This window comes from Allobosea sp. GW821-FHT09G06, assembly GCF_059416005.1.
In genome coordinates this window covers 928,415-942,718 of sequence record NZ_JBWKOI010000001.1, presented here as the reverse complement: position 1 = coordinate 942,718, position 14,304 = coordinate 928,415, and the positions used below count along the sequence as shown (strand labels likewise).

Here is a 14,304-nt window from a genome sequence, read left to right as displayed (position 1 = left end):
GTGCGGTTCGTGCCTGCGGCTTGCGGCCGGTTCATGCGCTGATCGACCTCGTCAAACGGTTTCGTGCTCCCGCAGCAGGACGGAGGCGAGCCGGTGCACCCGGTCGGCCAGATCGCGGCAGACCGCGAGGCTGAACTCCGGCACGGTCTGCAACAGCTCGAAGAACAGGTCCTTCGGAATCCGGAGCGCCAGCACATGCGACTTCGCGCTGACCGTGGCGATGAAAGGCTTGCCACTGAGCAGGGCCACGTCGCCGGTGATGCTGCCGGTATCCTTGACGAAGCGCCGCTCCTCGCCGCCCTCGCGGGGCTGCGATATCTCGACCTCGCCTTCCATGATGACGTAGACGCCCGCGAGCTTCTCCTGCGGGCTGATCAGAACGGCGCCCGGCTCGAACTGCAGCCGCTCGCCCATCAGCGCGACGAGCTTCAGCCGCGATGCCGGCATGTCCTGAAACAGCGGCATCGAGCGCAGGCAGCCGATATCGGTTTCCAGACTCATGACCGCGCCTCCATTCGTCCAGTGTTCTCGCGCCCGGTGCTTTCGAAGCGCGACGCCCGATCATTAGCCGCGTCAGGCGTACCAAGCGCCTCGACCGTCCCCGTCGCTCCGTGGAACACCACCCGCAGCGGGACCTCTCCCACCAGATTAGCATCTCCGACCAGAAGAAACAGCGTCATGCCCTCGCAATAGCTGCGCAGGCGAGCGACGATCTCCTCCGGCTCGTCCGAAATCGCGAGCAGGGCCGAAATGTCGAGCACCGCGATCTGCGGCGCCTTGATCAGGGCCTCGACCAGCGGGACCGCCTGGCGCAGCCGCGCCGGCAGGTAGCGCCCGCGAATGCCGCTCTCGGTATCGAGGCCGAGCCGATAGAGCGCATCGCCCAGTCCCGAGCGGGAAAGCGCCTGCAGCACGATCTCGCCCACCTTGCGCGCGGCATCGGGCACGCCATAGCCGATCCGGCCGAACATCAGGTTGTCGCGCACGCTGGCGCCGACCATCACCTTGTCGGGATCGTAGAAGTCGACATCCTCGGCCGCATCGGCCGGCAGATGCTTGCGGAAGCTCTCCCGCGCCCGGAGGATGCGCCGCTCCAGGCGGGCGTCGATCAGGTTCAGCCTGTGCTTGGGCTCGATATAGCCGAGCGCCAGCGCGACGAGGTCCCGCTCCGTCTCCTGGTCGAGCGGGTTGCGCATGTCGTGCTTGGCCAAGAGCGCGGCCAGCTCGTTCAGGCGCTCGAACTCGAAATTCGCCCCGAAGGAATAGCGCTCGAACAGCGCATGGCCCTGCGGCAGGCCGGCGAAGATTTCGACGACGGTCGCGACGATCCGCCCGCCCATCTCGGCCAGGGGCTCGACCAGTGTCTCCGCCTTCAGGATCGACTGGGCATAGGGCTCGAACAGCAGGGTCGCGCTGTCGAAGCGCGTCGTCGTGCGGGTGCCGAAGATCAGATTCTCGATGATCGGTGCATTGCGATTGTAGCGGTCGAGCACGAAGGGCTCGATCAGGTCGCTTTGCTTGATCCGCGCGAGCTCGGCCGCGACCACGCGGCGCGCCGTGATGATGCGCTCGATCGCCTGCTCGCTGACAGGGCGCATCACCTTGCCGCCGAGCCCGAGCTCGTAGACCTCCTGCGTACAGCCGAAGACGTCGAGCAGTTCATGGACGCGCGCCGCAAGCTCGGCCGCATCGGCCACCCCGACACCCTCGTAGTCCGTCCAGTCCGCCTCGAACGGGAAGGGCGAGTTGCCCGAACGGATCGCCTCGACGAAGCGGCGATGCTCGGGCTGCGAAACGCCTCCCTCGGTCTTGAGATCGGGCCGGCGGCGCCGGAGCGGCAGCAGGATGTTGTCGCGCATCGAGCCGGCGATGATCTCGGGATCGTCGCCGGAATAGCCGATGAGATGGCTCGCCCGCTCGACCGACATGCCGGCCAGCGGCTCGCCGTCGATCAGGACACGGCCGGTATAGCTCGTCGCTTGCCGGCCGAGGATCCGGCCGAGCACGTCCTTGCCGCCGCCTGGCGGGCCGACCACCGCGACCATGCCCGGCCGCTGAACGCTGAACGACAATGGCGTCAGCAGCGGTTGGCCGCGATTGTCCAGCATCTGCACCGATTCGAGCCGGATATCGCCCTTCGCCGGCAGGGCCGCGACGCCGTTCTCCTCCTCGAGGACGAGCGTCTCGTCGCTGTTGAACTGGGAGATGACCTGCTCGTACTTGATCGTCACGTCGTTGCGCTGCTGGTCCCAGTCGATCAGTTCCTTGATCGGCGAAGGCAGGTCGCGATAGGCGGCGATCACCGCGACGAGCTGGCCGATGTCGAGCCGCCCCTGCAGCGCGAAGAAGCCGCCGATGGCGTAGAAGAAGAAGGGCGTGATCTGGGCGAGCAGGTTGTTCAGGAACTTGACCGCGAATTTCCGCTTGAAGAGCGCGTAGCGGATGTCGAAGAGCCGCCCGAGCCGCCCGGCGATGTCGGACTGGACATAGGCCGTCGCGCCATGGCCCTGGATCATCGGCCCGGCATCGACGATCTCGCCGATGCGGCCCGCAAGCTGGCGCGAGGCGATCTGGCGCTCGCGGCCGAGCCGGAGCTGCTCGCGCCGCAGGATCGGGATGATGATCGCCTGCGCCAGCACGATCAGGAGCGCGATCGAGCCCAGCCAGAAGCTCTGTGCCATGATGAAGACGAGCGCCGTCAACGCCTGGCTGAGCAGGAAGACCGGCTGGATGAAGGCATCGCCGACGAAGCCGCCGACCGGCTCGACCTCGTCCTTGATCATGCTGGCGATCTCGGCCGGCTTGACCGCGCGGATTTCCTCCGGCCGGAAGCGCATGAGCTGGCTGAACAGGTCGTAGCGCATGCGCCGGAGCATCCGCTCGCCCAGAATGCCCTTGCGGACATTGATGACGTATTTGAAGGCGCCGTTGATCAGCACCAGCAGCAGGAAATAGGTGCTCAAGCCGATCAGCAGGCCGTACTGGCCGACCTGGATGCCATCCGAGATCTTGTAGCTCGCCCCGCCGAGCCAGGACGGCAGGTGCAGGGTGAAGTCCAGCAGCGTCGCCGTGGTCTTGCCATCCCTGAAGGCCCCGCCCTGGATTGCATCGTTGACGATGCGCTTGGGCACGTCGAAGGAGGCCCAGTTGAAGGGGATCGAGACAAGGATGATCAGCAGGACGACGATCTGCTCGGCCCGGCTCTTCTGCCAGATGTAACGGAAGAGATTGGACTCCAAGAGGCAACCCTGTACCGAAGCGCTCGCGGCGCAAGCTCGAACGGGTCCGGCGGGCCCGAAGCGACCATATGTGGTGAGGTTGCGGCCGAGTGCAATGCACGCCACGCTGCGGCCATGCCGGCGTTGCAAAGTGGGAACGCTGTTCGTCTGCGGGGGAAGCTTGAACAAGGTCGTCGCGTCGGGATTGCTGGGCTGCGCGGTTGCCTTCGGACTTGTCGCCCCCGGGGCGGCGCCGGTCCGTGCCGAGGCCGGCACGGAAACCACGCAACGCATCCTGCGCGACGGCTTCGAGCAAGGCGGTTTCGCGCCCGAAGGCGGGCTTTTCTACAAAGACAATCCCGAACAGCGCGCCGGGCGCGTGATTTTCGATCGTGCCGCCCCCTATAGCGGTGTCGGCGCCCTGACCCTGATCGCGCCCCCGTCCTGCCTGCCGCATGCTGTGGGATGCAGCGAACGGGCCGAGGTCTGGGAGCGCCCGGATGTGCTGGTCCCGTTCCGCAGCCCGGTCTGGTACGGTTTCGCGCTGCGCCTCAACGATCCGCTTGCCCAGGATGATCGCAGATATGTGATCGCGCAATGGAAGCGCGAGATCCTGCCCGAGGCCGTCGGCGACTATTCGCCGTTCCTCGCGCTGCGTCTCTATCGCGGCCGCCTCGGCATCACCGTCGAGACCGACCTGATCCCCTCCTACCAGATCGGCGGTAGCGAGCGCCCCGAGGGCTGCCTGCCGGGCGAAGCGCTCGTGCTCAACCGCACCGAAGCCCAGCAGACCCGTGCGCTGGTCGCCATCGAGAGCGGCGCGACCAGCACGGATTACCCCAGCTATTTCAATGCCTGCGCACCCGGCATCCGGGTCACGCACCATGCCGACCTGCCCTCGGCGCAGCAGGGCTGGATCGATTTCGTCATCCGCTCGCAACCCGGCCCCGACGGCGACGGCCATATCGAGGTCATCGCCGACGGCGTCCATATCGTCACCGTCCAGGGCCATATCGGGCATGGCGGCCCGGGGCTCGACGACAACCAGTATTTCAAGATGGGGCCTTACCGCGCCCCGGCTCCCCTGCCCTGGAGCATCAGCTACGACGATTTCCGGCGCGGGCCCCGTTGCAGCGATGTCATCCGCATCGGGCAATGCCCGCCGGAGCCGGCGCAAGCGTCGAAAGCGATTGGCAAGCCGCCGCTTTCGACGTCTAGTGACGTGAGGAAAACCAAGGGGCCGTAGACGCCTCGGGAACGTGCCGCTTCAGACCATGGACATCCTGCGCATCAGCGACCTGCGTATCGGCTTCACGATCCACGGCCTCGCCCGTGACGTCGTGAAGGGCGTCAGCCTGCGCGTGCCCGCCGGCAAGACCGTCGCGCTGGTCGGCGAATCCGGTTCCGGCAAATCGGTGATCTCGCAGGCGATCATGGGGCTCCTGCCTCGCGCCGGCGGCGTCACCGGCGGCGAAATCCTGTTCCGCGATCCGCTCGCGCCCGAGACCGTCGTCGACATCGCGACGCTGCCGGCCGAGGGCGAAGGCATCCGGGCGCTGCGCGGCGGGCGCATCGGCATGATCTTCCAGGAGCCGATGTCCTCGCTCTCGCCGGTCCATACGATCGGCAACCAGATCGAGGAAGCCTTGCTCCTGCACCGGCCGATGCCGAAGGCCGAGGCGCGCGAGCTGATCGAAGCGATGCTGAAGCGCGTCGGCTTCAAGAACCCCAAGCGCGCCTTCGATCTCTATTCCTTCGAGCTCTCCGGCGGCCTGCGCCAGCGCGCCATGCTCGCGATGGCGCTGATCTGCCAGCCGGCTCTCCTGATCGCCGATGAGCCGACGACGGCGCTCGACGTCACCATCCAGGCCCAGGTGCTCGACCTGATGCGTGATCTCCAGGCCGAGATGGGCATGGCGATCCTGCTCATCACTCATGATCTCGGCGTCGTCGCCAACATGGCCGACGAGGTCGTGGTGATCTTCCATGGCGAGATCATGGAGCGCGGCCCGGTCGAGGACATCTTCCGCCGACCGCGCCACCCCTATCTCAAGGCCCTGCTCGAAGCCTCCCCGCATTTCGACATGCAGGACGGCGAGCGGCTGGTCGCGCTCCGGGAAGCGCGCCCGCGCCCGATCGTGACCGCGCCCCCGCCGAAGCCGTCGGCGGACGCCGCCCCCTTGCTCAGCGTCCGCGGCCTGCACAAGACCTATGTCACGGGTTCGCGCAGCTTCTTCGGCAAGGGCAGCCAGACCAGCGTCAAGGCCGTCGACAATGTCAGCTTCGACATCCAGCGCGGCGAATGCCTCGGCCTCGTCGGCGAGAGCGGCTGCGGCAAGACTACCGTCAGCAAGATCGTCATGCGCGCGGTCACGCCCGATTCCGGCGAGATCGTCTTCGATGACGGGCGCGAGCGGATCGACGTGCTTGGCCTCGACGGCGAGGACCTCCGCAAGTTCCGCCCGCGCGTCCAGATGATCTTCCAGGACCCGGTCTCATCGCTCTCGCCGCGCATGACGGTGATGAACATCCTGCGCGAGCCATTGGTCATTCATGGCCGCGGCGACCCGGCCGAGCAGGACGAGCGGGTGCGCAACCTGATGCAGGATGTCGGGCTCGATACCCGCTTCCTCAACCGCTATCCGCATTCCTTCTCGGGCGGCCAGCGCCAGCGCATCGGCATTGCCCGCGCGCTCGCGCTCGATCCCGAGCTGATCATCTGCGACGAGCCGGTCTCGGCGCTCGACGTCTCCGTACAGGCGCAGATCCTCAACCTGCTCAAGGATTTGCAGGCCGAGCGCGGCCTGACCTTCCTGTTCATCTCGCATAATCTCGCCGTGGTGAACTACATGGCGGACCGCATCGCGGTGATGGCCAATGGCCGGATCGTCGAGCTCGCGCCGCGCCACGCGCTCTTCACCCGCCCGGCGCATCCCTATACCCGCGCGCTGCTGCGCTCCGTGCCCTTCGCCGATCTCGATCGCCCGCTCGACTTCAAGCTGGCGGCGCCCGGCGGCGCCTCCGACGACAGCCACTGGGACGCCGCCTTCAAGACCGGGCCGGACGAGGCCGCGCTGGCGCCCCTCCCGCTCGGCGACGGCCATTACGTGCTGGCGCGGCCCAATGCCGATATCCGGGAGCTGGTGCCATGACGCAGCGCCGCCACGACCCGACCCGCCGCACCGCGCTGCTGCTCGGCACCGCCGCGCTCGCCGGAGCGAGCCTGCCCCGCGTCGCGCAGGCCGCGCCTGCGCCCTTCTCGGGCAGCGCGATCGACAGCCCGTTCTTCAAGGATCGGATCGCTTCCGGCGCCCTGCCACCGGTCGCCGCGCGCTTGCCGGCCAACCCGCGCATCATCGATCTGGAAGCGCTCGGCCGGCAGCAGGGCCGCCATGGCGGCAATATCCGCATGCTGATGGGCGACCAGCGCGACATCCGCATGATGACGCTCTACGGCTACACGCGCCTGATGGTCTATGATGAGAATCTCGACCTCGTGCCCGATGTGCTCGATAGCTGCGATGTCGAGGACGGCCGCATCTTCACGCTGAGATTGCGCCAGGGCCATCGCTGGTCGGACGGGTCGCCGCTCACCACCGAGGATTTCCGCTACTGGTGGGAGGATATCGCCAACAACAAGCGGCTCTCACCCGGCGGCCCGCCGCAGGCCCTGTTCTCGGCCGGCGAACCGCCCCGCTTCGAAATCCTGAGCGAGACCGAGGTCCGCTACAGCTGGAAGACGCCGAACCCGGTCTTCCTGCCGGCGCTGGCAGGCGCGCAGCCGACCTATATCTTCATGCCCTCCGGCTACCTGAAGCAGTTCCACGAGCGCCATGCGCCCAAGCACGAGCTGGCCCAGCGCGTGAAGGAGCACCGCGTGCGCGACTGGGGCGCGCTGCATGAGCGCCTGTCGCGCATGTACCGGCCAGAGAACCCGAAGCTGCCGACACTGGAGCCCTGGCGCAACACGACGCCGCTCCCGGCCGAGCAGTTCGTCTTCGAGCGCAACCCCTATTTCCACCGCGTCGACAAAAACGGCCGGCAGCTCCCCTATTCCGACCAGGTGACGCTGACCATCGGCACGAGCGCGCTCGTCCCCGCCAAGACGGCGGCCGGCGAGGCCGATCTCCAGGCTCGCTATCTCCGCTTCGACAACTATACCTTCCTGAAGGAAGCCTCGAAGCGGATGAATTTCGACGTCCGTCTCTGGAAACGGGCGGAGGGCGCCTATTTCGCCCTGCTTCCGAACCTCAACGCCATCGATCCGGTCTGGCGCGATCTCAACCGCGACATCCGCTACCGCCGCGCGATCTCGGTCGCGATCAACCGCCAGGACGTCAACAAGGTCATCTTCTTCGGGCTCGCCAAGGAAAGCGGCAACACCGCCCTGCCGGAAAGCCCGCTCTACGATCCCCGCTTCACCTCGCTCTGGACCCAGCACGATCCGGCGCTGGCGAACCGCCTGCTCGACGAGATCGGCCTGACCAAGCGCGACGATGACGGCATCCGCCTGCTACCGGATGGACGCAGGCTGGAATTCACCATCGAGACCGCCGGCGAGAACACCGAGGAGACCGATATCCTCGACCTGCTCAAGCAGGATTTCTTCGATGTCGGCATCAAGATCTACCCGCGCTCGACCCAGCGCGACGTCTTCCGCCGCCGCATCCTCGCCGGCCAGACCGTGATGTCGGCCTGGGCGGGCATGGACAATGCGCTGGTCACCTCGGACATGGAGCCGGACGCGCTGGCGCCGACCTCTTCGGCCCAGTTCCAGTGGCCGCGCTGGGGCCAGTTCGTCGAGAGCAACGGCAAGGAGGGCGAACGTCCGGCCCTGCCCGCGGCCAACAAGCTCGTCCGCCTCTATGAGGAATGGCGCATGAGTTCGACACGCGACCAGCGCCGCGCGATCTGGCGCGAGATGCTGGCGCTCAACGCCGAGGAACTCTTCACCATCGGCGTGATCAACAGCACGCTCCAGCCGATCGTCGTCTCGCGCGACCTGCGCAACGTGCCCGAAAAGGGCCTCTACAGCTTCGAGCCCGGCGCCTTCATCGGCCGCTACATGCCCGATACCTTCTGGTTCGACAGGCCAGAGACCAAGGCCTGACCCGTGCTGCTACGCTACATCCTCAAGCGCATCCTGATCATGATCCCGACGCTGATCGTCACCAGCGCGCTGATCTTCACCGTGATCAACCTGCCCGAAGGCGATTATTTCGAGACGCTCGCGGCCGAGATGCAGGCCCAGGGCGAGAAGGCGGACATGAGCCGCATCGAGTTCCTGAAGCAGGAATACGGTTTCGACCGGCCGCCGGTGGAGCGCTATGTCCGCTGGGTCGCGGGCCTGCTCCAGGGCGACATGGGCTATTCCTTCGAATACCAGCGCCCGGTCCGCGAGATCGTCGGCGACCGCCTGCTGCTGACGATGATGGTCTCCTTCGCCACCATCATCTTCACCTGGGTCGTCGCCTTCCCGATCGGCATCTATTCGGCCACGCACCAGTACAGCTGGGGCGATTACGGCCTCACCTTCCTCGGCCTCGTCGGGCTTGCCGTGCCGCATTTCCTGCTGGCGCTGGTCTTCATGTATTTCGCCAATGTCTGGTTCGGGACCTCGATCGGCGGCCTCGTCGATCCAGCCTATCTCAACCAGCCGATGAGCTGGGCCAAGCTCAAGTCGGTGCTGGAGCACCTCTGGATTCCCGTCATCATCATCGGCGCCGGCGGCACTGCCGGCATGATCCGGGCGCTGCGCGCCAACCTCCTCGACGAATTGCAGAAGCAGTACTACGTCACCGCCCGCGCCAAGGGCTTAGCCCCAGGCAAGGCCCTGCGGAAATACCCGCTGCGGATGTCGCTCAACTTCTTCATCTCGGATATCGGCGACATCCTGCCCTCAATCGTCTCGGGCGCCGAGGTCGTCGCCATCGTGCTCTCGCTGCAAACGACCGGCCCGCTGCTGATCCGCGCGCTGCAGAGCCAGGACATGTATCTCGCCGGCTCCTTCCTGATGTTCCTGTCCTTCCTGACCGTGATCGGCGTGCTGATCTCGGACATCGCGCTCGCCATCCTCGATCCGCGCATCCGCCTGCAGGGAGCCGCGACCAAGTGAAGGCGACCTCGCTCTCCCATCTGCCGCCGGACGGCGCCCCCCTGGCGCACGAGGTCTCGACGGCGCCGTTCGAGCCCTATGCCACCGAGGCGATGACGCCGGAGCAGGAGCGGGTCTATCTCGCTTCGCAATGGCAATTGATGTGGTGGAAGTTCCGCAAGCACCGGCTCGCGGTCATCTCCGCCGTGGTGATCCTCGTGATCTACGCCATGGCGGCCTTTGCCGAGTTCCTCGCGCCCTATCACTACACCACGCGCAACACCGACTTCATCCGAGCGCCCGCGCAGAGCGTCCATCTCTTCCACGAGGGCAGCTTCATCGGCCCCTTCGTCTACCCTTATACGATGCGCCTCAACATGGAGAACCTGAAGCGCGAGTACGAGGTCGACACCACGCGCCCGCAGAAGCTGCGCTTCTTCTGCGAGGGCGACAGCTACATGTTCTGGGGCCTGATCCCCGGCAACCGACGCCTCGTCTGCCCGCCCAAGGACGGCACCTTCTTCTGGCTCGGCTCCGACCGGCTCGGCCGCGACATGCTCTCCCGCATCCTCTATGGCGGGCGCATCTCGCTCTCGATCGGCCTGCTCGGCGTCTCCGTCTCCTTCGTGCTCGGCGTCATCATCGGCGGCATCGCCGGCTATTACGGCGGCCGCATCGACCTCTTCGTCCAGCGCATCATCGAGATCGTGCAGTCGCTGCCTCATATTCCGCTCTGGCTGGCGCTGGCCTCGATCCTGCCGCCGACCTGGAGTCCGCTCCTGGTCTATTTCGGCATCACGGTGATCCTCGGCCTGATGGACTGGACCGGGCTCGCCCGCTCTGTGCGCTCGAAGCTGCTCTCGCTGCGCGAGGAGGATTATGTCGTCGCGGCCCAGCTCATGGGCGCCAAGCCGAAGCGCATCATCGCGCTGCATCTCGTGCCCGGCTTCATGAGCCACCTCATCGCCTCGGCCACGATCACCATCCCCAAGACGATCCTCGGCGAGACCGCGCTCTCCTTCCTGGGGCTCGGCCTGAGACCGCCGATCACCAGCTGGGGCGTGATGCTCAACGAGGCCCAGAACATCAATGTGGTGGCGCTCTATCCCTGGCTGCTCTATCCGGTCGTGCCGGTGATCGTGATCATCCTCGCCTTCAACTTCCTCGGCGACGGCCTGCGCGACGCGGCCGATCCCTATCGCTGACGTCAGACAAACACCGCCACGAAGACCGCCTTGCGCATCGCGTTCCACACACCGCTCAACCCGCTCGGGGACGATGGCGTCTCCGGCGACCGCCGCATGGCGCGCCAGCTCGTGGCGGGGCTCGAAAGCCTCGGCCATGTCGTCGAGCCAATCGGAGCGCCCAGGACTTATTTTCGCGAAGCCGATCCCGCCAGCTTCGCCAGCGCTTCAGCCGATGCCGCCCGACTGCGCGACGCCCTGCTCGCCGGTTATCGGGCGGGCAAGCCGCGGCCCGATCTCTGGTTCACCTATCACAACTACTACCGCTCGCCGGATTTCCTCGGCCCTGGGATCGCGACGGCGCTCGGCATCCCCTATGTCACCGCCGAATCCAGCGATTCGACCCGGCGTGCCAATGGCGAATGGGCCGCGCACTCGGCCGTCACCCGGCAGGCGCTCGCCACTGGCGATGTCCATTTCTACTTCACCGATCGCGACCGGCAGGGGCTCGAACCCTGGCGAAGCGAAGGAACCACCCTGCTCCCCCTCCCTCCCTTCGTCGCGATCGATCCCGAACCTCTCAGGCCAGCCGTTCCATCGCGCACGCCGCGCCTGATTACGGTCGCCATGATGCGCGACGGCGCCAAGCTGAAGAGCTATCTCACCCTTGCCCGCATCCTCGACCGCTGCCGCGGCGAGGACTGGACGCTGAGCATCATCGGCGACGGCCCTTGCCATGCCGAGATCGGCGCCGCCTTCGCGAACCTGCCCGCGGACCGCATCAGCTGGCGCGGCCAGCTCGACCGCGAGGCCACGCAGGCTGCGCTTGCCCGGCACGACATCTTCATCTGGCCGGGCATCGGCGAGGCCTATGGGCTGGTTTATCTCGAAGCCCAAGCTGCCGGCCTGCCGGTCGTCGCCTTCGACAGCGGCGGTGTTTCCGAGACGGTGCGGGCAGGCGAAACCGCCCTGCTCGTCCCGGAGCATGACGAGGCAGCCCTGGCCGCAGCGCTGACCAGCCTGCTACGCGACAGAGCTTTGCGCGACAGCATGGGCGTGGCCGCCCGCCACTTCATCCTCACAGAACGGACACCGGCACGCGCGGCCGAAAGACTGGCGGAAGGCCTCGCTTTGGCCATCCGGAACCGTCGCGCCAAGCTGAAATCCTCTCCCGGGAAAGCCACGCCATGACTGCCCCGCATTGGCAGGCGCTCACCCTCGAACTCGACCGCTGGAGCGCATCCGGCCGAACGGTCGGCCTCTGGCTGCGCGATGACGACGCTGTGGCGCCGAGCCCGGCGCTCGACCGTCTCTCGGATCTGGCCGAACGCTTCGCGGCGCCGGTCCTGCTCGCGGTCATTCCGTTGCTGGCCGAGCCCACACTGGCGACCGCGCTGCACGGCATGCCGCTGCTGCGGCCTTGCCAGCATGGCGCCGTCCATCAGAACCACTCACCTGCCGGGAGCAAGAAATCGGAATTCGGCGCGGAGCGCGTCGCGTCCGATGTCGACGCCGACATCGCGCGCGGCCGTCAGCGCCTGCACGATCTCCTCGGCGACGCCACCCTGCCGATCTTCGTGCCGCCCTGGAACCGCATCGCCCAGAGCCATGCGGCGCGTCTGGAAGCGCTCGGCTTCGCCGGCCTGTCCTGCTTCCGCGGCTATCGCCTTGGGGCCGACGGAGGGCCGCGTCTGCTCAATACCCATGTCGACATCATGGACTGGCATGGCGGCCGCATCGGCCGCTCGACGCCCGACATCCTCGGCGAGATCGTCGCCCTTCTGGCGGAAAGGCGACAAGGCGAGGCCGGCGACATCGAGTTCGGCCTGCTCCTGCACCATCGCGACCATGACGAAACGGCCTGGTCCGCCCTCTCCGATATCCTGGGCGCCGCTGTCGCCCACCCGGCGGTGCGCATGACCGATCCCTGCCGACTTATCGCACCGTCCGAACGCTCCCCGAACGGTGTTGCCGGCTTGCGATGACGTGATCGGCAGCCTGCGGATTATCGCGTCCGACGGTGCTCCGACGGGCTTGGATCGTCCCCGGCGACCAGTTATAATCGCTCCAGAGTTTTCAACTGCGTTCGTCCTCGCCAAGAGGTCGTCTGGCCTTTCCGGGGGGCGACGTTCCGATGCCTTCAAACGTCGTCGACCTTGCCGGCGCCGAGCGTGCGCCGCGTAGCCCGCATGCTCCGCGCGTCCTGATCTACAGCCACGACACGTTCGGGCTCGGCCATATCCGCCGCTGCCGCGCCATCGCCAACGCGCTGATCGCGAGCTTCCCGCATATCTCGGTGATCATCGTCTCCGGCTCGTCGGTGATCTCGAGCTTCCAGTTCGGCGATGGCGTCGACTATGTCCGCATTCCCGGCGTCGAGAAGCAGAGCGACGGCAGCTACGAGCCGCATCATCTCAATCTCGACCTCGACGACACCATTCGCCTGCGGGCCGACATCATCAAGCAGACGGTGCTCTCCTTCGATCCCGACGTCGTCATCGTCGACAAGGAGCCGGTCGGCCTGCGCGGTGAACTCAAGCCCTCGCTCGACATCCTGCGCCGGCGCGGCGCCCGCATCGTGCTTGGCCTGCGCGACGTGCTCGACGAACCCGCCGCGGTTCTGGAGGAATGGAGCCGCAACGGCGCGCTGGAAGCACTCGACACGGTCTATGACGACATCTTCGTCTACGGGCTCGACAACGTCTATCAGCCTCTGACCGGCCTGCCGGACCAGCACCGCTTCGCCGACAAGCTGCGCTACATGGGCTATCTCAAGCGCGCGGTGCCGAGCCCGATGCCGCCGAACCGCTATCCGCGCATCACCAAGCAGCCCTTCATCCTGGTCACGCCGGGCGGCGGCGGCGACGGCGCCGGCGTGATCGACTGGGTGATCTCCGCCTACGAGGCCGACCCGACGATCGAATTGCCCGCACTCATCGTCTTCGGCCCCTTCATGTCGCGCGAGAAGCGCAAGGAATTTGCCGAGCGCATCGCCCGCAATCCCAAGCTCGAAGGCCTCGGCTTCGAGCCGCGCCTCGAATTGCTGATGAACCGGGCCCACTGCGTCGTCGCCATGGGCGGCTACAACACCTTCTGCGAGATCCTCTCCTTCGACAAACCGGCGCTGATCGTGCCGCGCGTTCGGCCGCGCCTCGAACAGGCGATCCGCGCCGGCCGCGCCGACGAGCTCAAGCTGGTCGATGTCCTCTACGATCCCTCCCAGACCGGCGAGGGCGAGCGCGATCCGCGCGTGATGTCCGCAGCGCTCCACGCCCTGCCGCGCCGCCCGCCCCCGTCGCAGGCCTTCGTGCCCGACCTGCTCGACGGCCTGCCCTCGATCAGCCGCGCGCTCGCCGGCGATCTCTCGATGCCCGTCCGCGGCCGCGCGCTGGCGCAGACGGCTGCGACGAGCTGACCCACGGTTCAGGCCACGCCGGCCGCATCACGGCGCTGGCCAAGTCCCTCGCACCAGCCTAAGCGTTTCGCCATGACGTTTTCGAACACCCTCGTGTCCGTCGCGGTCGGCGCCGTCGCCGTCGTCCTGCTGCTCGGGCTGATCAACATGCTGCGCGGCGGCAGCGCCAATACCTCGCAGCGCCTGATGCGGCTGCGCGTCATCCTGCAGTTCGTCGCGATCGTGCTGATCGTCATCGTCTTGTGGTGGCGCAACGGCTGAGCCTGCGACACTGCGCACAAGCCTTTGAAATCAAAGCAACACGCGACTTGCGCGGCTGTGGACGGAAGCCCCGATTGCCGGGCTTTGCCACATTCCGGACACGAGTATGTGTGCTTCACTAACGCCTCTTCA

11 protein-coding genes are annotated in these 14,304 nt (G+C 66.8%); 9 read left to right on the top strand and 2 right to left on the bottom strand.

The window, feature by feature from the left end:
* Positions 1–51 precede the first annotated feature (51 nt).
* On the bottom strand, positions 52–501 hold the full coding sequence (locus AC07NY_RS04510) for a Crp/Fnr family transcriptional regulator (RefSeq protein WP_492285253.1): 450 nt from the start codon (positions 499–501) through the stop codon (positions 52–54).
* A complete protein-coding gene (locus AC07NY_RS04505; RefSeq protein ID WP_494582107.1) occupies positions 498–3,239 on the bottom strand; it encodes an ABC transporter transmembrane domain-containing protein in 2,742 nt (913 codons plus the stop codon). Before AC07NY_RS04505 ends, AC07NY_RS04510 begins: the two co-directional genes overlap by 4 nt.
* Positions 3,240–3,399: 160 nt before the next feature.
* On the opposite strand from AC07NY_RS04505, the gene AC07NY_RS04500 reads away from it, so the two are divergent.
* The 9 genes from AC07NY_RS04500 to AC07NY_RS04460 all read left to right on the top strand — a co-directional run bounded on the left by AC07NY_RS04500 (position 3,400) and on the right by AC07NY_RS04460 (position 14,172).
* The gene (locus AC07NY_RS04500) at positions 3,400–4,464 is read left to right on the top strand and encodes a heparin lyase I family protein (protein ID WP_494582106.1); all 1,065 of its coding nucleotides are present in this window, start codon (positions 3,400–3,402) and stop codon (positions 4,462–4,464) included.
* Between the two features lie 28 nt (positions 4,465–4,492).
* Complete coding sequence (locus AC07NY_RS04495; protein ID WP_494583685.1) at positions 4,493–6,370, top strand: ABC transporter ATP-binding protein; 1,878 nt, start codon at positions 4,493–4,495, stop codon at positions 6,368–6,370.
* Positions 6,367–8,328 (top strand): ABC transporter substrate-binding protein, encoded by a 1,962-nt coding sequence (locus AC07NY_RS04490; RefSeq protein ID WP_494582104.1) that lies wholly within the window; start codon positions 6,367–6,369, stop codon positions 8,326–8,328. Before AC07NY_RS04495 ends, AC07NY_RS04490 begins: the two co-directional genes overlap by 4 nt.
* 6 nt (positions 8,329–8,334) lie before the next feature.
* A complete protein-coding gene (locus AC07NY_RS04485) occupies positions 8,335–9,333 on the top strand; it encodes an ABC transporter permease (protein ID WP_494583684.1) in 999 nt (332 codons plus the stop codon).
* Positions 9,330–10,517 (top strand): ABC transporter permease, encoded by a 1,188-nt coding sequence (locus AC07NY_RS04480; protein WP_492285257.1) that lies wholly within the window; start codon positions 9,330–9,332, stop codon positions 10,515–10,517. The genes AC07NY_RS04485 and AC07NY_RS04480 overlap by 4 nt, the downstream gene beginning before the upstream one ends.
* 30 nt (positions 10,518–10,547) lie before the next feature.
* A complete protein-coding gene (locus tag AC07NY_RS04475; RefSeq protein ID WP_494582102.1) occupies positions 10,548–11,687 on the top strand; it encodes a glycosyltransferase family 4 protein in 1,140 nt (379 codons plus the stop codon).
* Positions 11,684–12,481: a polysaccharide deacetylase family protein gene (locus AC07NY_RS04470; protein WP_494582101.1), complete on the top strand. Its 798-nt coding sequence runs from the start codon at positions 11,684–11,686 to the stop codon at positions 12,479–12,481. The genes AC07NY_RS04475 and AC07NY_RS04470 overlap by 4 nt, the downstream gene beginning before the upstream one ends.
* A 149-nt stretch (positions 12,482–12,630) precedes the next feature.
* A complete protein-coding gene (locus tag AC07NY_RS04465; protein ID WP_494582099.1) occupies positions 12,631–13,911 on the top strand; it encodes a glycosyltransferase family protein in 1,281 nt (426 codons plus the stop codon).
* A gap of 72 nt (positions 13,912–13,983) precedes the next feature.
* Complete coding sequence (locus AC07NY_RS04460; RefSeq protein ID WP_047578113.1) at positions 13,984–14,172, top strand: twin transmembrane helix small protein; 189 nt, start codon at positions 13,984–13,986, stop codon at positions 14,170–14,172.
* Positions 14,173–14,304: the final 132 nt, after the last annotated feature.